At 47.4% G+C, this 21,214-nt stretch carries 19 protein-coding genes; 13 read left to right on the forward strand and 6 right to left on the reverse strand.

All coding sequences use genetic code 11. The features are described 5' to 3' along the window. Nucleotides 1-20: 20 nt before the first annotated feature. Together ACFVQB_RS04090 and ACFVQB_RS04095 are read left to right on the forward strand one after the other, a co-directional pair. Nucleotides 21-1,364 (forward strand): dihydrolipoyl dehydrogenase family protein, encoded by a 1,344-nt coding sequence (locus ACFVQB_RS04090; protein ID WP_379435119.1) that lies wholly within the window; start codon nt 21-23, stop codon nt 1,362-1,364. 29 nt (nt 1,365-1,393) lie between these two features. Continuing rightward, entirely contained in the window at nt 1,394-2,002 is a 609-nt protein-coding gene (locus ACFVQB_RS04095) for a DUF1349 domain-containing protein (protein WP_379435120.1), read from the forward strand. Between the two features lie 201 nt (nt 2,003-2,203). Here the strand turns inward: ACFVQB_RS04095 and ACFVQB_RS04100 are convergent, their stop codons facing one another. Continuing rightward, a complete protein-coding gene (locus ACFVQB_RS04100; protein WP_379436298.1) occupies nt 2,204-2,677 on the reverse strand; it encodes an SET domain-containing protein in 474 nt (157 codons plus the stop codon). A 245-nt stretch (nt 2,678-2,922) separates the two neighbouring features. On the opposite strand from ACFVQB_RS04100, the gene ACFVQB_RS04105 reads away from it, so the two are divergent. The 3 genes from ACFVQB_RS04105 to ACFVQB_RS04115 all read left to right on the forward strand — a co-directional run bounded on the left by ACFVQB_RS04105 (nt 2,923) and on the right by ACFVQB_RS04115 (nt 10,095). Next, a complete protein-coding gene (locus ACFVQB_RS04105; protein ID WP_379435121.1) occupies nt 2,923-4,479 on the forward strand; it encodes an ABC-F family ATP-binding cassette domain-containing protein in 1,557 nt (518 codons plus the stop codon). A gap of 416 nt (nt 4,480-4,895) precedes the next feature. Further along, complete coding sequence (locus tag ACFVQB_RS04110; RefSeq protein WP_379435122.1) at nt 4,896-8,447, forward strand: family 43 glycosylhydrolase; 3,552 nt, start codon at nt 4,896-4,898, stop codon at nt 8,445-8,447. Then, entirely contained in the window at nt 8,380-10,095 is a 1,716-nt protein-coding gene (locus ACFVQB_RS04115) for an S-layer homology domain-containing protein (RefSeq protein ID WP_379435123.1), read from the forward strand. Before ACFVQB_RS04110 ends, ACFVQB_RS04115 begins: the two co-directional genes overlap by 68 nt. A 160-nt stretch (nt 10,096-10,255) precedes the next feature. Here the strand turns inward: ACFVQB_RS04115 and ACFVQB_RS04120 are convergent, their stop codons facing one another. Then, nucleotides 10,256-10,816, reverse strand: coding sequence for an NAD(P)H oxidoreductase (locus tag ACFVQB_RS04120; protein ID WP_379435124.1), 561 nt, complete (start codon nt 10,814-10,816; stop codon nt 10,256-10,258). Nucleotides 10,817-10,992: 176 nt separating this feature from the next. Here ACFVQB_RS04120 and ACFVQB_RS04125 point away from each other — a divergent pair, with 176 nt between their 5' ends. The 4 genes from ACFVQB_RS04125 (at nt 10,993) to ACFVQB_RS04140 (ending at nt 16,138) form a co-directional block, all read left to right on the forward strand. Next, nucleotides 10,993-11,382 (forward strand): winged helix-turn-helix transcriptional regulator, encoded by a 390-nt coding sequence (locus ACFVQB_RS04125; RefSeq protein WP_379435125.1) that lies wholly within the window; start codon nt 10,993-10,995, stop codon nt 11,380-11,382. Between the two features lie 211 nt (nt 11,383-11,593). Then, nucleotides 11,594-13,435 (forward strand): assimilatory sulfite reductase (NADPH) flavoprotein subunit, encoded by a 1,842-nt coding sequence (locus tag ACFVQB_RS04130; RefSeq protein ID WP_379436301.1) that lies wholly within the window; start codon nt 11,594-11,596, stop codon nt 13,433-13,435. A gap of 54 nt (nt 13,436-13,489) precedes the next feature. Next, nucleotides 13,490-15,211, forward strand: coding sequence for an assimilatory sulfite reductase (NADPH) hemoprotein subunit (gene cysI, locus ACFVQB_RS04135; protein ID WP_379435126.1), 1,722 nt, complete (start codon nt 13,490-13,492; stop codon nt 15,209-15,211). A gap of 210 nt (nt 15,212-15,421) precedes the next feature. After that, nucleotides 15,422-16,138, forward strand: a complete 717-nt coding sequence (locus ACFVQB_RS04140; protein WP_024633833.1) for a YebC/PmpR family DNA-binding transcriptional regulator — start codon at nt 15,422-15,424, stop codon at nt 16,136-16,138. 85 nt (nt 16,139-16,223) lie between these two features. Here the strand turns inward: ACFVQB_RS04140 and ACFVQB_RS04145 are convergent, their stop codons facing one another. The 4 genes from ACFVQB_RS04145 to ACFVQB_RS04160 form a co-directional block, all read right to left on the reverse strand. Further along, nucleotides 16,224-16,712: a DMT family transporter gene (locus ACFVQB_RS04145; protein WP_379435127.1), complete on the reverse strand. Its 489-nt coding sequence runs from the start codon at nt 16,710-16,712 to the stop codon at nt 16,224-16,226. A 15-nt stretch (nt 16,713-16,727) separates the two neighbouring features. Next, entirely contained in the window at nt 16,728-17,426 is a 699-nt protein-coding gene (locus ACFVQB_RS04150) for a Crp/Fnr family transcriptional regulator (RefSeq protein ID WP_379435128.1), read from the reverse strand. Between the two features lie 34 nt (nt 17,427-17,460). Further along, nucleotides 17,461-17,886: a DMT family transporter gene (locus ACFVQB_RS04155; RefSeq protein WP_024633836.1), complete on the reverse strand. Its 426-nt coding sequence runs from the start codon at nt 17,884-17,886 to the stop codon at nt 17,461-17,463. 168 nt (nt 17,887-18,054) lie between these two features. Beyond that, on the reverse strand, nt 18,055-18,852 hold the full coding sequence (locus ACFVQB_RS04160; RefSeq protein WP_379435129.1) for a Nif3-like dinuclear metal center hexameric protein: 798 nt from the start codon (nt 18,850-18,852) through the stop codon (nt 18,055-18,057). 412 nt (nt 18,853-19,264) lie between these two features. On the opposite strand from ACFVQB_RS04160, the gene ACFVQB_RS04165 reads away from it, so the two are divergent. The 4 genes from ACFVQB_RS04165 (at nt 19,265) to ACFVQB_RS04180 (ending at nt 21,136) form a co-directional block, all read left to right on the forward strand. Further along, nucleotides 19,265-19,873: a biliverdin-producing heme oxygenase gene (locus ACFVQB_RS04165; RefSeq protein ID WP_379435130.1), complete on the forward strand. Its 609-nt coding sequence runs from the start codon at nt 19,265-19,267 to the stop codon at nt 19,871-19,873. An 81-nt stretch (nt 19,874-19,954) separates the two neighbouring features. Then, nucleotides 19,955-20,257: a hypothetical protein gene (locus tag ACFVQB_RS04170; protein ID WP_379435131.1), complete on the forward strand. Its 303-nt coding sequence runs from the start codon at nt 19,955-19,957 to the stop codon at nt 20,255-20,257. 73 nt (nt 20,258-20,330) lie between these two features. Further along, complete coding sequence (locus tag ACFVQB_RS04175; protein WP_379435132.1) at nt 20,331-20,750, forward strand: hypothetical protein; 420 nt, start codon at nt 20,331-20,333, stop codon at nt 20,748-20,750. Further along, on the forward strand, nt 20,660-21,136 hold the full coding sequence (locus ACFVQB_RS04180; RefSeq protein WP_379435133.1) for a diguanylate cyclase domain-containing protein: 477 nt from the start codon (nt 20,660-20,662) through the stop codon (nt 21,134-21,136). The genes ACFVQB_RS04175 and ACFVQB_RS04180 overlap by 91 nt, the downstream gene beginning before the upstream one ends. The last annotated feature ends 78 nt before the right edge of the window (nt 21,137-21,214 follow it).

A 21,214-nucleotide genomic window follows, 5' to 3' on the forward strand; every position in this document is an offset into this window, starting at 1 on the left:
TATGAAGAGGAGGAACCAACATGACACAACCTTATGATCTGATCGCGATTGGAACCGGGAGCGCTGCAAGCTCTGTTATATCCCGCTGCGCGGAAGCTGGATGGAAAATTGCCGTGATTGATGAACGAGGGTTTGGCGGAACCTGTGCATTACGGGGCTGTGATCCCAAAAAAGTGCTTGCAGGAGCGGCTGAACTTATCGACCGGAATGAACGAATGAAGGGCAAAGGAGTGGAAGGTAACGTCTCTATTCAGTGGTCGGAACTCATGGCGTTCAAGCGAACATTTACGGAGAGTATTCCGAGAACAAGCGAGGATAAGTTCAAGCAGGCCGGGATGCATGCGTTCCATGGCAAGGCTTCTTTCGTTGACGAAGATCACATTCGTGTTGGGGACGAAGTATTACAGGGGAAACATATTCTAATCGCAACAGGAGCGCGTCCGGCGCCATTACCTATTGATGGTGCAGAGCATCTGAAATACAGCGATGATTTTCTTGATCTGGAACAGCTGCCGGATAAAATGGTTCTGGTGGGTGGGGGTTACATTGCTTTTGAATTTGCACATATTGCGGCCAGAGCTGGTACAGAAGTCCATATTATACATCGAGGCGAAGAGCCACTGGAACAGTTTGATTCGGAACTAGTGGACCTGCTGCTGCAAAAATCCGTAGAAGTAGGCATTCACGTGCACTTGAATGCGGAAGTGAAGGCGATTCGTCAGCAGGGAAACACATATGTGGTCAGTGGAACCCGCAATGGGGCTGATCATCAATGGCAGTGTGGACTTGTCGTTCACGGAGCAGGGCGTATTCCGAATGTAGATGGGCTTGAACTGGAGAAGGGAAATGTCAGCTATACGAAAAAAGGTATCTCCGTTAATGAGTACTTGCAGAGCGAAAGCAATCCAAGAGTCTACGCGGCTGGCGATGTTACCGCAACGGAAGGTCTTCCGTTGACTCCGCTCGCAGGCCAGGAATCACGCGCAGTATCCTTGAATCTGCTTGAAGGCAATCATAACAAACCTAATTATAAAGTAATGCCCTCAATTGTATTTACCGTGCCATCTCTGGGTTCAGTAGGCCTTGATGTGGAGCAGGCCAAGAAAGAGGGCTATGAGGTGAAGGTAAATGACATGTCGAAATGGTATACTTATAAACGTACGAATGAAAAATTTGCCATGGCCAAAGTTGTAGTCGACAAGGCAACAGGGCGTATCCTGGGTGCCCATGTATTGGGTGGCAAAACAGAAGAATTGATTAACCTGTTCGCCATGGCAATTCAGTTCGATTTGACGACCGATCAGTTAAACACCATGAATTTTGCATATCCTACAGCCGCATCGGATATGGGCTCTTTATTTTAATGTGATGGTGTGGAAGGAAGGGAAGAATCATGTCAGTTAATTTTCATCGGATTCATGAAGCCGAGTGGACAACCGAACCGGTTCAGGCGCGGACAGAAGGTGACCGTCTGATTGTGGAGGCACAGGAGGGCAGTGACTTCTGGGAGAAAACATTTTATGGTTTCTGTCATCAGAATGGACATGCCATGCTTGCTCCATGGGATGGAACCAAGGCAATTGAAGTATCATTTGATCTGAGTTCATTCACGGAATTATATGATCAGGCAGGGTTAATGCTCTGGCATGGACAGGATCAATGGATCAAGGCGGGTGTTGAAGTAAATGACGGCGTGGCCCATGTAGGTGCGGTCGTAACGGATCGTTTTTCCGATTGGTCGCTTTCACCTGTACCGGACTGGGGTGGACGCATCGTTACCATTCGGGCTTCATACCATGACGAAGCCGTGGTTATTCGTGCCCGCACGGATGAGCATCCTTGGCGTACTATTCGGGTCGCGAGATTTGCCTATCCGACGAACAAGCAAGCAGGACCGTTTCTCTGTTCTCCGAAGCGTGCCGGGTTTGAGGTTGCATTTACCAAATGGAAATTGACTGAACCGGATCAGGATCTGCACACAGACCCTCCCATTGCCGATTAAGATTGGTTTTGTTTGGGAAATGTGACGCTATCGCAACAAATGAAAACAAGCAAGTCTTCCTTGGTGGAGGACTTGCTTGTTTTCGTTTGCATTAGGCAGCGCCATAGGTTAATTTATCAAGCCTACAACGGATTATGGTGGGGTTTATTTAAGTTTTGTTCACATGAAGTTGCATTGCTGCTGTAGTGAACCATCAAGATCTTATTTGCTTGAGTCAATGTCCTTGGAGTCAGATTCGATGCCATCAGCATCCTCTTCACCATCACTTGCTTCGTTCAGCTCACGCATGCGTTCCTCGTAATCATCCAGAAACCAAAGTGGGTCCATATTATCTTCTTCGCCATTATAATTGATCAAAACTTCTTCGCCGGCTTTGATATCTGTATAAGCATAGAAGTCGAAGGTGTGGTTTTCGAAGTTGATGTCATAGGTAGCATTCGGCTCGTAGGAATGGTTGATCAAACTGCCATAACCCAGCAGGATAGCCGTATGATTGGCTCCGTATTCGAATACGTAATCTTCAAGAATTGTTTTCTCAACATGTTCGTGGTCTTCATTGGGATAAGGGACAACCGGAGCTTGATGGATCAGCTGGCCTTTTGGAATGTCTACAGTCGCAAATACGCCGCGGTTAAATTCGCCATCACCCAATTTGGATTGTTTCACTTCAATCATGATTTTCACCTGATGCTCTCCAAGAGAGCTCCATTCTTATAGTAGTAAGTCGTTTAAGGAAAAATTTTAACTCATCCATACCTATAAGGCAAATGTCATTGATTTCAGATTGAGTGGATTCGGGGTCAACACGAAGGACATTTCATCGAAAAATGGTGCTAAATTTACAATAGGGCGTTGAGTTGTGCATGATATAACGCTTATAATATACAAAGAATTAAGTCTATATAGAAAAGGTGTCATGAATGAGCATATTAAATGTCGAAAAATTAAGTCATGGTTTTGGTGACCGTGCTATCTTTAACAACGTTTCTTTCCGCCTCCTGAAAGGCGAACATATTGGTCTGATCGGGGCCAATGGTGAGGGTAAATCTACCTTCATGAACATTATTACGGGCAAACTCCAGCCGGATGAAGGCAAAGTGGAGTGGTCCAAACGCATGCGTGTCGGATATTTGGATCAGCATGCTGTGCTGAGCAAGGGACAATCCATTCGTGATGTCCTTCGTGGAGCATTCCAGTATTTGTTTGACATGGAACAAGAAATGAATGATATGTACGGCAAGATGGGCGATGTAACTCCGGAGGAATTGGAACAGCTTCTGGAGGATGTAGGTACGATTCAGGATACGCTGACTAACCAGGATTTCTACATGATCGATGCCAAAGTCGACGAGACAGCACGCGGTCTGGGTCTAACCGATATCGGTCTGGACAAAGACGTTAACGACCTTAGTGGTGGACAACGTACGAAGGTATTGCTCGCCAAGCTGCTGCTTGAAAAACCGGATATTCTGCTCCTGGATGAGCCTACGAACTATCTGGATGAATTGCATATCGAATGGCTGAAACGCTATTTGCAGGAATATGAGAATGCCTTTATTCTGATCTCGCATGATATCCCGTTCCTGAACAGTGTAATTAACTTGATCTATCATATGGAAAATCAAGATCTCACCCGCTATGTGGGCGATTATAGTCATTTCCAGGAAGTTCATGAGATGAAAAAACAGCAGCTGGAGTCGGCGTATAAGCGCCAACAACAGGAAATTGCCGATCTTAAGGACTTTGTGGCCCGGAACAAGGCAAGTGTGGCTACGCGCAACATGGCGATGTCCAGACAGAAGAAGCTGGACAAGATGGATGTCATCGAAATCGCCAAGGAAAAACCGAAACCACAGTTTAACTTCCGTGATGCAAGAACGTCCGGCAAGCTCATTTTCGAAACAAAAGGCCTTGTCATTGGATACAATGAGCCATTGTCGAGACCACTGGACCTGCGCATGGAGCGTGGGCAGAAGATCGCCCTTGTGGGTGCGAACGGTATTGGTAAAACGACGCTGATGCGCAGCATTCTGGGCGAGATTCAGGCTTTGGAAGGTACCGTTCAGCGCGGTGAACATCTGGAGATTGGATATTTCCAACAAGAGATGAAGGATGCGAATTATAATACTTGTATTGAAGAGATCTGGCAGGAGTTCCCTTCCTATACCCAATTTGAAGTGCGTGCTGCACTCGCAAAATGTGGACTGACGACCAAGCATATTGAGAGCAAGGTCGCGGTACTGAGCGGTGGCGAGAAAGCCAAAGTGCGTCTCTGCAAACTGATCAATAACGAAACAAATCTGCTCGTACTCGATGAGCCGACGAACCATTTGGACGTTGATGCGAAGGATGAGTTGAAACGCGCACTCAAAGCATACAAAGGCAGCATTCTGCTGATCTCGCACGAACCTGAATTCTATCGTGATGTGGTTACGGAGACATGGAACTGTGAGTCGTGGACAACGAAGGTATTTTAAAGTAAGATGAGCGAGTTTGCGAACAAACTCGAACGGTGATACAAGGCGCGTATTTTGCTTGCATAGCAGGCAGAATACGCGTTTTTTTGCATGTTACAGCGAAAAATGTCCGAGCTGAGTTAATGGTTGACAGCTTCAAATACGTAATCATATAATTCGAGAAAGCGATTACATTTATATAATATAAACCTGTTTCACGACATAGGGGCAAAGAAGACGAGGTATTCCGTTTTGGTAACATTGCACTTAGGAGAGAAGACGGGTCTTTTTTTGCTCCATAATGAAACCGGTTTCATTAAAAAAGGGAGGTGGAGCGCACTTTTTTACCGCATGCTCACTGCTGAGGACAGGCCGGATAACAACACCGCCTTCAAGAACCATGCTTTCATCTTCCAAGTCAAAGGAGAGAATGAACATTGGATAAACTCAGGAAACCCTTGATATTCATGTTATCTGCTACGTTGGTATTGTCTTCAGGACCGTTGATGTTACCAAGCCATGCATATGCCGATGCGGATAGAATGCCTGCCACGTTGTTGCAAGACGATTTTTCTGACGGGGATTACACGGCATCGCCAGTGTGGGACGTAAGCTCAGGTAGTTGGGCGGTAATGGCGGACCCGACGGATGCGTCCAACTCCACACTTTTTCAGAGCGATACTGGGGAAGGCATCATTTCAACAGGAGACGTCATGTCTGACATGACGGTCTCCATGCGTTTTTACACGGGGAGCGGTCAGGGATTTCCGGGAATTTTATCGCGGTTTCAGGATAAGAACAACTTTTATTATTTTCAAATGCAGGCCCCTAACAATAAACTTGTCTTTTCCAAGCGGGTGAACGGAACAGATACGACGTTGAAATCGGTGGACTATGCGTTGGCCAAAAATACGTGGTATACGCTCAAAATGGTGCTGTCGGGTTCTTCCATTCGCGGGTACATCGCCGAAAACGGTTCGGATCGGTTGGTATTCGATTTGGTCGATACTACATACGGGTCGGGTACAGTTGGCATTCGGAATAAGTGGCAGTCGGTACATATAGATGACGTTATCATTGCCGAGCAGCCGCCAGGGAACGATCTTCTACTCTCCAACGATGAACAGACGGCGTCTTCGGTTTCACTGCAATGGACCGAGGCAGTAGGTGCAACGAGCTATTACCTGTACCGTTCCTCTACGCCTGAAAGTGGGTATTCCCTGATTACCAACACCGAGTCTTTGGGTTACGTGGATGAGGGATTAAGTCCGGAAATGGTGTATTATTACAAGCTCGCCTATGAATACGGGGGGATGACCGAATCGTTATGGTCTGCGCCGCTGGAGGTTCGGACGACAGCCGTTGCTCCACAGGCTCCAGGCGAATTGAAGGCTTTGGCACTCGATGCCACGAGCGTGAAGCTGTCCTGGCCGGCCGTGGACAAGGCGACTGGTTATCGCGTGGCTCGGGCCGAAGCTGGTAGTGACCAATACGAGCAGGTGTACGAAGGTACGGGGCTCAGTTACACGGATCAGGGGCTTGAGCCCGGCTACAGCTATCGCGTAACGGCTTTTAATGCTGCCGGAGAATCTGCGTTCACCGTTGCAGAGGCCAACACGTACTCGATTGATTCCCCAGCAGGATTTGCAGCTACGGCTGTAACGGATACGTCGATTTCCCTGGGGTGGAACGAACTTCCTGGATCTGATGTAACATATACGGTGTCCCGTGCAACCAGTGCTGGGGGTACGTATCAGCAGGTGTACAGTGGCAATGAAAGCACGTTTATTGATAGTGGCCTGACGATGGGCACGGGGTATTTTTACATGATCCAGGCTACCGTGGACGACGTCGTTTCCCCGGCATCTGCACCGCTGGGCGTTTCCACCATCCGCACGAGCTTTACGCCGGGGCAGTTATGGCCGGATCAGGGTGGCAAGCCGATTGACGCACATGGCGCAGGATTTTTCTACGATGAACAGACTGAAAAGTATTATTGGTACGGTGAATACCATACGGGCGGATGGCCAGCTGTTGGCGTGCGCGTGTATTCTTCCAAGGACCTGCTGAACTGGACAGATGAAGGCATGGCACTGACGATGATTCAATCGATGGATGATTTCGACAAGAACCCGTTGATCGCCAAGTTGTATGAAGGTCGTGACGACAAGGTGGACATTTGGGCCGATATCCGTAAAGGCCGGATCATTGAACGACCGAAGGTCATCTATAACGACAAAACGAAAAAATACGTGATGTGGGCCCACATGGACGGAGACAAGGACCCCTATAACGATAATGCGAACTACGGTAAAGCGCGAGCCGGCTACGCGATCAGTGACTCCCCGACAGGGCCTTTCGTGTATCAGAAGAGTTACCGGATGGATAGAACTCCAGAAGGGGAGAAAGATTACTTCCCAAGCGATCGGGGCATGGCACGTGACATGACGTTGTTCAAGGACGACGATGGTACGGCATATCTGATCTACTCCAGTGAGGAAAACCTGACGCTGTATATCTCCAAACTGAATGAGGACTACAGTGACGTAACAGGGTGGCATAAGGAAGGACGAACGGATGACAAAGGCAATCCGGTGCGTGATTCCACCTATCAGGCGGAAAACGGCGTCGATTATGTGCGGGTGTTCCCTGGCGGACAGCGTGAAGCGCCAGCGATGTTCAAGTACCAGGGAAAATATTATATTTTGACCTCCGGCGCGTCCGGCTGGGCCCCTAACGAAAACAAAGTGACGGTGGCGGATAACATTTTTGGTCCCTGGTCAACGATGACCAATCCGTTCGTGCGCTCATTGCCGAGCGATCCCGATCCGGGTAAGGCGTTTGGCACGCAAACTACGTCGGTCATTCCAGTCGATCCGGAAAAAGGCAAGTTCATCTACGTGGGGGACACATGGAACGGTGGCAATTTCTCAAATGACGGGGCAAAATACGTATTTTTGCCGATTGAGTTCGGGATCGGATCAGACATTGCTATCAAGTGGTATTACAGTTGGACACCAGATCTGCTGAATTCGATGGGCAAGGTAGACATCGCAGATCCTCTGCCGGAGGCTGTACCACTCGGGAAAGTACCTTCCCTGCCAACGACGGTTAACGTGCGTGACGGAGGTAAGCTTGTGTCAACGCCAGCGGTATGGACGGTCGATAACCGGACCATGACGGCAGATGATTTTGCCAAACCCGGACCGATCACACTTCAGATAACGACACCGGAGTTTGGCAACAAAAAGCAGGCGGTCCGTGTATACGTTATCCCGGAGAACGCACAGTATTTCGTAAACAGCGGTGGATACGAAACGGCCGATTACAAACTTATGGGTGCCTACATAAAAGGCTCGCTCGTCAACTCGGGTACGGCGGATCAGATGTATGCGCCGGTAGAGGGACGGAATTGGGGTTACGTCAGTGCTGATGCGTTGGCTTCCGGTTCAAGCGGCGGGGACATTTTCTCGACCGTCCGTTATTTGAATGGAGGCAATGTCAGCAACTCACCCAAAGGCAGTGATCTGACCTATACCTTCGATGTGCCGAACGGGACATATGATATATACGCCGGGTTCAACGATCCGTGGACGAACACGTCACGCAAAGCGAACTTCCTCATCAATGGAACGAATACCGGTGCAGTTACTTATACACCGGCCAGTGTTAGAGCACACAGAGGCATTGTCGTTACGGGCAACGAGCTGGAATTGACGGTACGAAATACGGCGTCACAGGACCCGCTGATCAGCTGGATCATAATCGCCAAGCCTGATGCGGTGCCACCTACGGACGACAGCGCCGGTCTGAATGCTGATATATCGGCTGCAACAAGTGTATCACTTCGCTGGGATGCAATTCTTGGGGCAGCAAGCTACAAGCTCTATCGCTCGAATCGTGAGAAAGGAGAGTACAGTGTTGTCTACCGGCAGTTTGCGGGAATACACAGACAACGGATTGAGTCCCGGGACCAGTTACTATTATAAAGTGGAAGCTTTTGATGCGTCTGGGCATTCGATACGCGGTTTGTCCTCAGCTTATCAGGTACTTACAGCCCAACAGACCGCTGCCGATGTGGCTGTAAGCATTACGACACTGGAGCAGCCTTCTGCAGGTGTGAAGAGGCTAAAGTTGCCGACCGTGCCGCAAGGTTTTGCGGTGGAGATCGCCTCCAGTTCTGTACCGTCCGTCATTCAAATCGATGGAACAATCATCCCGCCATCGAAGGAAACGTCGGTAACGCTGGAATTGGAAATTACTCGAACCTCTGATGACAGCAAAGCGATGACCATACCGCTGACGGTGAAGGTACCGGCATATACGCCATCAGCAGGCGGAACGGGTTCCGATGGCTCGGGCGGAGGTTCAAGTGGGAATTCAGGCGGTAGTTCGAGCAGCTCCGGAGGGCAACCGGGGAGTGGTATCCCGAGTGCAGGGAATTCCTCACCACGACCTGAATCGCAAAAAGACCGTGCTGTTCTTGAGTTGCAAGGTATTGTTGACCAGAAGGGTGTAGTGCAGACGAAGGTGGATGCTCCAGCGATTGAAGAGGCATTGAAAGTCGCTCCAGCTAGTACGGGGCACCGTCTGGTCGAACTTCGGCAGAAACCGGTCTCGGGAGCAAATGCTTATGAACTATTGCTGCCTGTCTCTGCGTTGGTGAATCAAGGTGACACACATGTATTCAACATCGTTACGGAACTGGGGACGTTAGAATTTCCTGCCACACTTTCAATGAAAGACTTGGCAGGATATGAGACTGTATCGGTGCGATTGATTCGAACTCAGCTGTCGCAGACAGTCGCAGATCAACTCGGAACACAGCACGGGGTTCGATTCGAAATTGATCTGGACGGTGATGCTTGGGCAGCAGCAAGCGAGCTGACGCTACGTCTGCCCTACGAAACATTGCAAAATGTTCAACGGGATATGATCGTAGGGTTTGCCATAGATGCGAATTATGTGGCAACTCCGTTGCCGCAAAGCCGTTATGATCAGAATAGCAAAGAGGTCGTATTCACTGTTACGTCTGCAGCAGGAAATTATGCTGCCGTGTCTGTGCAGCAGACGTTCACAGATCTTGCGGATGTAAAATGGGCCAAGAATGCAATGGAGGCATTGGCAGCCCGAGGAGTTTTTGATGAAGGTGCGAGCGAGGACTCCCGTCAGTTACATCCAAAACAGGAGATGACGCGTGGTCAATACGTGCAGTGGCTGATGACCGCACTAAGCTTGAAAACTTCGCGTGGGAATGCGTTCTCCGATGTCAGCGCGGAGGCAACGTATTATAAAGCGGTAACTGCGGCGCGTTCGTTTGGCATCACTGGCGGCACCGGGGACGGGCGCTTTATGCCTGAGGCAACCATCACCCGTCAGGAAATGATGACGCTGACGGTGAGAGCACTTGAAGCGGCTGGATTAGTCGAGCCGGATTCAGCCTCGGCGGATATCCTGTCTCGTTTCCGCGATGCTTCCACGATCCGTTCATATGCCCGCGATAGCGTAGCCATGCTTGTGAATCTGGGCATCGTCGGCGGATACAACGGAGAGGTGAAGCCTCTTGCCCAAGCGACTCGTGCCGAATCGGCCACACTGCTGTATGCGATGATGAGCAAATTGGTTTGGCCTAACTGACGATAACAACAATTTTTGTGTAAGAAGAGAAGGCATGCTTCAACCTGGATTACAGGATGAAGTATGCCTTTTTCTTTTTGCTTGTGTGCCCGGCATGGGGATAACTTGACGGTGAAGTTCACTCTTAACGAGCAAGTAGCTTTCTGTCCAAATGTAGAGGTTAATTGTAATGTCTGCCGATTTGATACGCTTGCTCCAGCAAGCCCTCGATATGGGTTTTGGATTCGGATATGGTTTCATAGAGAAACTCGACTCGGGATTCCTGCAATCTCGCATAACCCGCAATACCATTATTCAGATAATTCGAAATCATGTTGTAATAATCATATTTATGGAATGAAGCCTCCGTTCCCCCAGCTAGTGCAATCCAGAGTGCCTTTTTGGAGTTTGCCTTGTTCAGCAGCCCCATGTTCCATACCTTGTCCAGATAGGCTTTAAGCATGGAGGGAACGTTGTACCACCATATTGGGAAAACAAATACAATGGCATCAGCCGCCAGCACGCGATCCAGCTCTTTGCGAATTACCGGAGCATGCTGCTTCTCGGGGTTTTGCCAATCGCGCTCATCTTCTACACTATATAACGGATCGAATCCATCACGATACAGATCAAGAATATCGATTTCGTGGTCATTCTCCTTTATACCTTCTATAAAACGATTCATCACGGCAAATGTTAGGGAATCCTGTCTTGGGTGAGTAACGACCAGTTTGATTTTCATGTATGAGTAACCATCCTTTTTCCTTCATTTTTTGGTTTAACGTTCTGACCAATGTTATTATAAGTTTCATGACATCTTATTGAGAAGTACGCACCTTCGAGTGCTGTAGATACCTTGAGGTTCTTCGGTTACTTTTAATAATGGATATACATATATGTGATTTAGGGGGATTAGAAGTGGAACAGGAACTAAAAAAATATGAGAGTGGTGTGCAGGCAATGCTGGAACTGGTCGGTGGAAAATGGAGGATTCTTATTCTGCATCAACTGATAACAGGTAAAAAACGAACAAGCGAACTTCGCAGAGCCATCCCTGGCATTACTCAGAAGGTCCTTACCCAGCAGCTGCGTGATCTTGAAAAGAATGAAATCATCCATCGGATTATTCACCCCCAGATTCCGCCCAAGGTAGAGTATGAGCTGACCGAGTATGGCTTGACACTTCAGGCAATCATCGACCGCATCTGTCTGTGGGGAGAGAATCATCTGGATAGAGTATATGGAGATAAAAACAAAGTGCTGGAGAATCATTTTAGCGAATATATTCCGCTTTCGACTTCGAACTAAACTGCTCCCAGATTAAAAAACAACAAAAACCGTCCTGAATGAGGAGGAGGGTATTTGTTGTTTTTTTGTCCTTTATCAGTGAAACTGATAAATACCATAAAATCATCGAAATTGACCCCTACCATCGGGTATGGTAGGTTCAAGAGAGTAGAAATTAATATGATCATTTTAGTAGGAATTAAAATTGACGTAATGCGCGAGGTGGCAAATGGTGGAACTTCAAGTGACAAACAGCCCTTTTAATCAGGAACAGGTTGAGCTGCTCAATCGCCTTATTCCTACATTGAACGATGGACAGAAAACTTGGCTTAGCGGATATCTGACAGCCATTCAGGGATTTGCGGCTGTAGCTGCACCTGCTGGTGTGGAACAACAGCCTGCATCTTCAGCAGGTATTACTCCTGAAAGCGCACCTGCTGCGGTGTCCAGGGAAGTTACAGTACTTTTTGGATCACAAACCGGGAACTCCAGTGGACTATCCAAAAAATTGGCGAAAAAGCTGGAAGAGCAGGGGCTTCAGGTGACTCTGTCGTCAATGGGAGATTTCAAACCGAACGGACTGAAAAAAGTAGAGAATCTTCTCATTATTGTCAGCACACATGGAGAAGGCGAACCGCCGGATAATGCAATTCCGTTGCATGAATTCCTGCATAGCAAACGGGCTCCGAAGCTCGAGGGATTGCGTTACTCCGTATTGGCTTTGGGAGATACTTCGTATGAGTTCTTCTGTAAGACAGGAAAGGATTTTGACATTCGTTTGCAGGAGCTTGGCGGAACAGCACTTGTACCACGTGTGGACTGTGATGTTGATTTTGATGAAGCGGCTGCAGAGTGGATGAATGATGTGCTTGCTTCACTCAGCAGCACACCTGCTGCTGCGGGAGCGGTGACCAGTGAAGCGGTTGGAACCGCAGTAAGCGGCGGTGAATCCGAGTTCAACCGGACGAATCCATTCAAGGCGGAAGTGCTGGAAAATCTTAACCTGAACGGCAGAGGATCGGACCGCGAGACACGTCATATTGAATTGTCTCTGGAAGGTTCCAAACTGGACTACGAACCTGGCGACAGCCTCGGTGTATTCCCTGAGAACCATCCACGTCTTGTCGATGAGCTGATTGCAGCCATGGAATGGAATGCGGATGAGCGCGTTACGGTTAATAAAAGTGGAGACCAGGTATCTGTACGTGAAGCATTGTTGCGTTACTTCGAAATTACTGCTGTCACAAGACCCGTTGTGGAGCAGTTGGCAAAGCTGAGCCCGGGTAGCGGCTTGCCCGCTCTACTCGCAGATGATTCGGAATTCCGCAAGATCATGAACAGCTGTGATTTGCTGGATCTGGTACAGGATTACGGGCTTAAAGGTATTCCGGCTGCATCGTTCGTAGCTGTGCTTCGCAAAATCCCGGCACGTCTATATTCGATCGCAAGCAGTTCGAAGTCTTTCCCGGATGAAGTTCATCTTACTGTTCGTACAGTACGTTATGAGTCACGCGGCAGAGAGCGCTACGGTGTCTGCTCTGTTCATCTGGCTGAACGAGTCGAATCCGGTGATACATTGCCTGTATTCATTCAGCAAAATCCAAACTTTAAACTGCCAGACAACCCGGATACTCCAATCATCATGGTTGGACCAGGTACAGGTGTAGCTCCGTTCAGATCATTCCTTGGAGAGCGTGAAGAGACGGGTGCAGAAGGCAAGACGTGGCTGTTCTACGGCGATCAGCATTTCTCCACCGATTTCCTCTATCAGACAGAATGGCAGCGCTGGCTCAAAGACGGTGTTCTTACGAAGATGGATGTCGCTTTTTCCCGTGATGCGGAAGAGAAAGTATATGTTCAGCATCGGATGCTGGAACACAGCAAAGAGCTGTATCAATGGTTACAGGAAGGTGCAAGTGTATATATCTGTGGTGACGAGAAAAGAATGGCACATGATGTTCATGCTGCACTCGCAACCATACTTGAACAAGAGGGTGGCCTAACACCTGAACAGGCAGCGGAATATCTGACACGGTTGCAGCAGGAAAAACGTTATCAGCGGGATGTGTATTAATTTCAGATCATATGCCGGATAAGGCATCCCGGAGAGACGAGAGGAGAAAGCAGCATGGCTTATAATAACTTACTTAACCCGCAGCGTACGAACAGCGATGTGGAAGATATAAAGATCAAAAGTGACTACTTGCGCGGAAGTCTGACTGAGACGCTGGCAGATCGGATCAGTGGTGCGATTCCCGAGGACGATAACCGTCTGATGAAACATCACGGCAGCTATATGCAAGACGACCGTGACCTGCGTAACGAACGGAATAAATCCAAGCTGGAGCCTGCTTATCAATTCATGTTGCGTGTGCGTGCTTCCGGAGGAATTGTTACACCCGAACAGTGGTTGATGATGGATCGTGTAGCGCATAAATATGCGAATGAGACCATTCGTCTGACGACACGCCAGTCATTTCAACTGCATGGAGTGCTCAAATGGGACCTCAAAAATACCATTCGTGAAGTGAACGATTCCTTGCTCAGCACCCTGGCTGCGTGTGGTGACGTCAATCGGAACGTCATGTGCAACCCGAATCCGGATCAATCGGATATTCATGCTGAAGTATATGAATGGGCATGCCAGGTGAGCAATCATCTTGATCCACGCACTCGTGCCTATCACGAGCTGTGGTTGGATGGAGAGAAAATTATCGATTCACAGGACACGGATGAAGAAGTGGAGCCGATTTACGGCAAAGTATATTTGCCGCGTAAGTTCAAAATCGGGATTGCTGTTCCACCATCCAATGATGTAGATGTGTTTTCTCAGGATCTTGGGTTTATCGCTATTGTAGAGAACGGTAAGCTGCAAGGCTTTAACGTTTCTGTCGGCGGTGGTATGGGGATGTCTCATGGTGATTCGAAGACTTATCCTCAGGTGTCCAAAGTCATTGGTTTCTGTACACCGGAGCAAATGATAGATGTTGCAGAGAAGACGGTTATGATTCAACGTGATTATGGGGATCGTGCAGTGCGTAAGCATGCCCGTTTCAAATATACAATCGATGACCGCGGCCTCGCCTGGTTCGTGGAAGAACTGACGAGTCGTCTCGGCTGGAAGCTGGATGCGGCGCGCGAGTTCCATTTTGAACATAATGGAGATCGTTACGGTTGGGTGAAAGGCAGCAACGGCAGATGGCACTACACCTTGTTCATTCAAAATGGACGTGTGAAGGATGTGGATGGATATCCGCTCATGACAGGTCTGCGTGAAATTGCCAAAATCCATACCGGAGATTTTCGTCTGACAGCCAATCAGAATCTCATTATCGGGAACATCAGTAGCCAGAAGAAGAAAAAGATTGAGGCACTGATTGAGCAATACAATTTGACCGATGGTGCGCATTACTCAGCGCTTCGCAGAAGTTCTATGGCTTGTGTAGCGCTTCCGACTTGTGGTCTTGCAATGGCGGAATCCGAACGGTATCTGCCTTCACTGATCGACAAGCTGGAGCCTGTACTGGACGAAGCGGGTCTGAGAGACGAAGAGATTGTCATTCGAATGACAGGTTGCCCGAACGGTTGCGCGAGACCGATGCTGGCCGAGATCTCGTTTATCGGCAAAGCTCCGGGAAAATACAATATGTACCTCGGTGGAAGTTTTACCGGGCATCGCTTGAACAAATTGTACAAAGAAAATATTGGCGAATCCGAAATTTTGGATACATTGACTCCGATGGTGAATCAATATGCCAAAGAGCGCAATGATGGTGAGCATTTTGGAGATTTCGTCATTCGTGCCGGTTATGTGCCTGAAGTGCTGGATGGTCAGCAGTTTCATGCCTAATTAGATAAATTCGTGAAGAGAAGCATTCCCTAGGGAAGTGCTTCTTTGACGTTTTTGAATTGTTTCCCTTTGGGATTTCTGAACGTGCCGAGGTTAATTCTACTTGCCTTTTACCATTTTTTCGTGAGTCTAAACTTGTTGAAGTACGCCCAACAAGATATAATGACAAAGTAGAAAGCAGATTATATGTTGAAAGTGAGCGGAAACGATATGGGTCGTAAGTGGAATAATATTAAAGAAAAAAAAGCTTCAAAAGATGCAAATACAAGCCGGGTCTATGCTAAATTCGGCGTTGAGATTTATGTAGCTGCCAAGAAGGGCGAACCGGACCCGGAAGCGAACCGCGCACTAAAAGTCGTGCTGGAACGTGCCAAAACGTATAACGTACCCAAAGCAATTATTGACCGTGCCATGGAAAAGGCAAAAGGCAGCGGGGACGAAAATTATGAAGAACTGCGTTATGAAGGATTCGGGCCCAATGGTGCCATGGTTATCGTGGATGCCCTCACCAATAATGTGAACCGTACTGCACCGGAAGTGCGCTCTGCATTTAACAAAAACGCGGGCAATATGGGTGTGAGTGGTTCAGTTGCTTATATGTTTGATCCTACAGCGGTAATCGGGGTTGAAGGCAAAACTTCGGAAGAAGTGCTGGAGCTCCTGCTTGAAGCGGATGTGGATGTACGCGATATCGTGGATGAGGATGAATCGGTTATTGTATACGCCGAACCGGATCAATTCCATGCGGTACAGGAAGCGTTCAAAGCGGCGGGTGTAACTGAATTTACCGTAGCCGAGCTGACCATGTTGGCGCAAAACCATATTGAACTTCCAGAGGATGCACAAGCCCAGTTCGAGAAACTGATTGATGCGCTTGAAGACCTTGAAGATGTGCAGCAAGTGTATCACAACGTAGAGTTCGTGTAAGCAAATTACACGATACGTGGTTCGATTGCCAAAAAGAGTGTCTAGCCAATCAAAGAATTGGACAGACACTCTTTTTATTGTTCTCCTATGAGTCGGATTGCAGTGCACCGGGAGATTTTTTTGATTTTGCCGATTTGCTACCTCCAAACTTGAATAACACGATACCGCCTACGATGACAAGAACCCCCAGAAGCTGGTTCCACGAGAATGGAATTTTCTCCAGCCCAAGCCATCCCATGGAATCAAACAGCAGGGCGAAACTTAGCTGGGATGTGAGTACTATGGAGATGGCAAAGGTGGGGCCGAGCAGCTTCATGCCCTGAACGAGACAGAAGACTACCCCAACTCCAATGGCTCCGCTAAGCCAGTACCAGGGCTGCATATGTTGGAAGCTGAACGTATTTTTGCCCTCAACCATTAGAGAAATCAGAAACGATGCAATAAACCCGGTGAAAAGCACCATCGTTGTCGTGGACCACGAGCCGGTACGTTCATTTACCTTACTATTAAAGATGGTCTGCAGACTGACAAGAGAACCTGCCAGTAACGCAAGCAAAATACCTGTAATGATCATAGGATATAGATCTCCTTATTCATAGATGTTGTGACCCGCCACTTCTGCCAGACCTGCCCGATCTTTGACCATAATAAATCCCTGATCTCGCATGATTAATCCATCTGCACACAGCTTCTGAATCACCCGATTCAAGTGCCGATAACTCGTACCGATTAAATTCGCGATATCTGTCAAATTAAAGGCGTCCAGTTCTTCGTGGACAACAGTCCCCGCTTCTTCGGTAGAGATGGAGAGCAGATAGCTGGCTAATCGAACCTCGACCGGATACATCAGGTTGAAGTTGGAGAAGTTCGAATCAATATAAAACTTGTGAGAAATAATTTTGAGCAAAAATTTCAACAAGGGTGCGTAATCGCTGGCGAGTTCAGCTAACCAATTATAATGAATGCGCAGCATCACGACAGGTGAGACCGCCTGTACGGTGTTCACAATGTTACTCTCTCGAACGTACTCGATATCACCAACGACCTCAAGCGGTGTTTTGAAGCAAAGAACGAGTGTTTTATCCTGTGGTGAGGTCGTGAAGATTTTGATTTTACCCTCGACCAGCACATATAAATAATCGGATGTTTCGCCTTCACGGCAGATTAATTCGCATTTCTCGAAGTGGCATAACGTCATATGCGGACGCAGGGGCTCGTGAAATACCGATTCGAGCTGATACTGCTTTAAATAGTGCAGCAATTGATGCTGATTCTGGAATTCCTCCATAATGTATTTCACCCCCGACTTTATACTCGACCAGCTACAGTTTCATAATAATGACGCCCGTAACCATTAAGGCTATACCCAGAAATTGCGGTAGTTTCATTTTTTGCTTCACGACGCCAAACCATCCGTTACTGTCGACCAAAAAGGTCAGGAACAGCTGTGCAATCAACAGGGCTGAGATCGTAAAAGTTACCCCGATTTGCTGGATAGCCGTGACTTCGCTGAAAATAATTACTGCACCAAACGCGCCTCCCGCCAGGTACATGGGCTTCACTTGCTTCAATCCTTGCAGGTTGATGTCCCGTACGAATACAAGGATTAGAGCCGCTAATATGAACCCGGTAAGTTGTGTAATGGTTGCGGCTTGCCAGGTACCCATGTCCGTACTGATTCGGGTATTGGCAACCCCTTGCAGGGTAATGCATGCACCGCCTAATAGTGCAAAAATAATTCCTCTCATGGTTGTACTCTCCTTGTCGCGTCATTACTTCTTCGATTTCTATTAAATGATATATCCACTCGAAAAGCCAAGGACAAATGTCCTCAGCTCAGAAGTCATAACATTCAGAGTACAATAAACCCTGTGCAAAATCCAGACAGGATCCAGGATGGCTCGTTATTATAAAAATTACGATACTTGAAACACCGGTTGTTCACCAATAAAATGAACAGGCAATTCAGGGAAAGCTGTAGCCAATCTTTCAGACAAAAGTTTCATTCCGGAAGCCTCACTCTCGGCATGGCCGATCATAAGAAGAGCCTTTTGTTTCCCTTGCTGCACAGCATCACGTATGTACTCCGGTGTCTCCCATTCAAATCCTTCACCTGCGATAATCAGATCCAGCTCTTCCTGTTGAAGCAGAGGAATGGTCAGATTGCCGTTGCCTCGAAAACCGACCAGGACCGCTGCACGTCTGCATACCATCTTTGGATCACCAGCTACGCGTACATATTCGATCCCAAGCGAATGTTTAATATGTTCCGCAATAAGCTGAACTGTCATACCTTCCGGAAAGGACAGAATATCAGCTTCTGGTCTTCTCTGCTCCACAGAAGATGACCACCCCAGTACCTGAACCAATCCTTCCGTAATTCCATCCGGCTGAAAGCGGTGAATGGCATCATGACAGCGATAGATCGCAATTTTTCCGTTCTCAATTAGCTTTCTCTTGGTTTCATAGACCGGATCATCAGCCAGCCAGTCGGTGTGACTATGATGGTTATAGAACGGAGGCTCATGAGCGATAATTAGATTAGCACCACGCTGTATAGCATGCTCAATCACATGTTGTGTAGGCATAAAAGTTACAAAGACGCCTGTGACCGTTTGATTGGGAGAGCCCGTAATCAGTTGATCCACGGTGGTTTCTGGAAGTTCAACTTTGGCAGTAAGGTGATCTATAATGTGTTGAATGGTTATATTCATATACTTCATACCTCCAAGAACAGGATATGCCCAGTTTATCATGTTGATGGAGGATCAGCATTATAGATATGGGTTTTCCTGATGAAAGAAAAGAAGGTGCGCAACGACTTCGATCAATTAGCAGATTTATCTCGAAAGCTTCTGTTAATTATCCTACAGCGGCCTTTCTTTACTATTTTTGCGAAGAGAAGTGAAATCGATGAAAGGTATCAAGTTATTATCTCAATGCATAAACGTATTCAAGATGTAACGATGCTGGATTCATATAGTTTTCTGGAGCAAGAAAAAGTATACTTATATAGAGTCTTTATCTAGATAAAATGGAGTATCCATTCGAACCTACACTGAACATTCAGTTAAGTATAAGTCTTAATTCTGATGAAGAGATCCGACATAGAAGGGCGATGATTACATGACAGCCAGTGCCATTATGGAACGTCTGAAGAGTGAGACGGCTCATTATCACAGACAAGTGGAACAGAACGATTATGCCAAGGCTATTATGAATCAAACCGTTAGCTTGGGAGAGTATAAGAAATATCTGGAGAAATTCTATGGGTTCCTGAAACCATTGGAAGATCAGGCTGTACAGCAGCCTTTCTGGGAAAGCACGGGACTGGATATCGGGATTAGAGGAAAAGCGAATTTGCTTGAAAATGACCTACGGAATCTTGGCACCAGTGAAAAGGAAATCAACCAGGTCCCTTTATGTAAGGATCTCCCGGATATCTCAACACCAGCAAGGTTGTTCGGTTATCTATACGTCATTGAAGGATCTACGAATGGAGGTCAGATCATGACCAAACGTTTGTCGCATTTCCTGCCGATTGAAGCAGATCGAGGGCTGGAATATTTTAATGCCTATGGTACGGAAACCAGAACGAGATGGGCGGAGTTCACGGAACTACTGCGTCAATCCATCACGGGGGAAGAAGATCACGACATCATGGTGCACACGGCTTCGGAAACGTTCCGATTACTTGATCAATGGATCAATACCAATACAGATCATCATTTTTAAGCTGAAAATAACGGGTATCACATCATGAGAGGGGATTTTTTCAGGCTATGGCCGAATGGATGCTTCGGGAAAGAGAATAATATGCTTAACCGTACATTGCTCAATCAGGGTACGTACACCAACGATCCGATTGATCTAAACAACTGTGACAAAGAACCCATTCATATCCCCGGCTTCATTCAACCGCATGGTGTGCTCTTGGCTGTAACCACCAACAATATACCGACTATTGTACAATGCAGCCAAAATACAGAAGAACATCTGGGCCTTACTACGCAAGAAATGCTTGGTCTGCCACTCGAACATCTGATTGGGAAGGATAATATCAGACAGGTGCTGGCCCGCAACTTCAGTGCATTTGTAACATCAGCCTGCAATATATGAATTTCACGATTAAGTATCCGGAAAAGCTCAGGTCTTCACTTCTGTTATTCATGAAATTGAGGGCCTGTTAATTTTGGAAATGGAGCCTTTCTATGAAAAAGGAAATATGGAAGGTAATGATTTTGAGTGGATTTCCAGCTTCTTCAGCCGGATCAAAAGTACTGACAATCGGGTGGAAGCGAGTCAGATTGCAGCCGAGCAAGTGAAAGAAATGCTGGGCTATGACCGGTTTGACGAACAATGGAATGGGAATGTCATCGCAGAAGCACGTGAGGTAGAGCTCGAACCGTTTCTCGGGCACCATTACCCGGCGTCAGATATTCCCAAACAGGCACGGGAATTGTACCTGCGCAATTGGTTGCGCACCATCGTGAACGTGAATTATACGCCTGTTGAGATCGTATGCCGCTTCAGACGATATTTAAATCCCAACTTCAGGATGATTGGAATGAATGTTTGCAGGAGAAATTCAGTTTGGGACTGTTTATTATAGATATCGATGATTTCCGTTCATATAATGCATCTTATGGACTTCAAGGTGGCGATCTGTGCCTTCAGTGGATTGGAGAAGTACTGACGGTTGTCAGTGAACAAAATGATGCCGTCATCTCACGCCTTCGGGGAGGAACCTTCATGTTGAAACTGAAGAATGCAACATCGGAACGCTCAGCCGAGCTTGCCGAAGAAATTAGGCAACATGTGCTTGCACTTCAAATTCAGAGGGATCTTTCCACCCCAAGTGAAGTGGTCACTGTTAGCGTTGGCGGTGCGGTAATGGTTCCTGAAGAGACGCTGATGATGTCGAATCTGATTGAGAATGCCAGTCAGGCCCTTGCTCAAGCAAAGAGTGACGGGAAAAATCGGGCCATCGTGGTTTGAAACGTGGTTGAACTAGGGTTGCTGTAAAGGATGCAGCAAAGGGTATAGAGGGAAGGCATTTAAACTGGATATCAGTTT

The organism is Paenibacillus sp. NPDC057886 (genome assembly GCF_042796655.1).
Taxonomy (GTDB): Bacteria; Bacillota; Bacilli; order Paenibacillales; family Paenibacillaceae; genus Paenibacillus.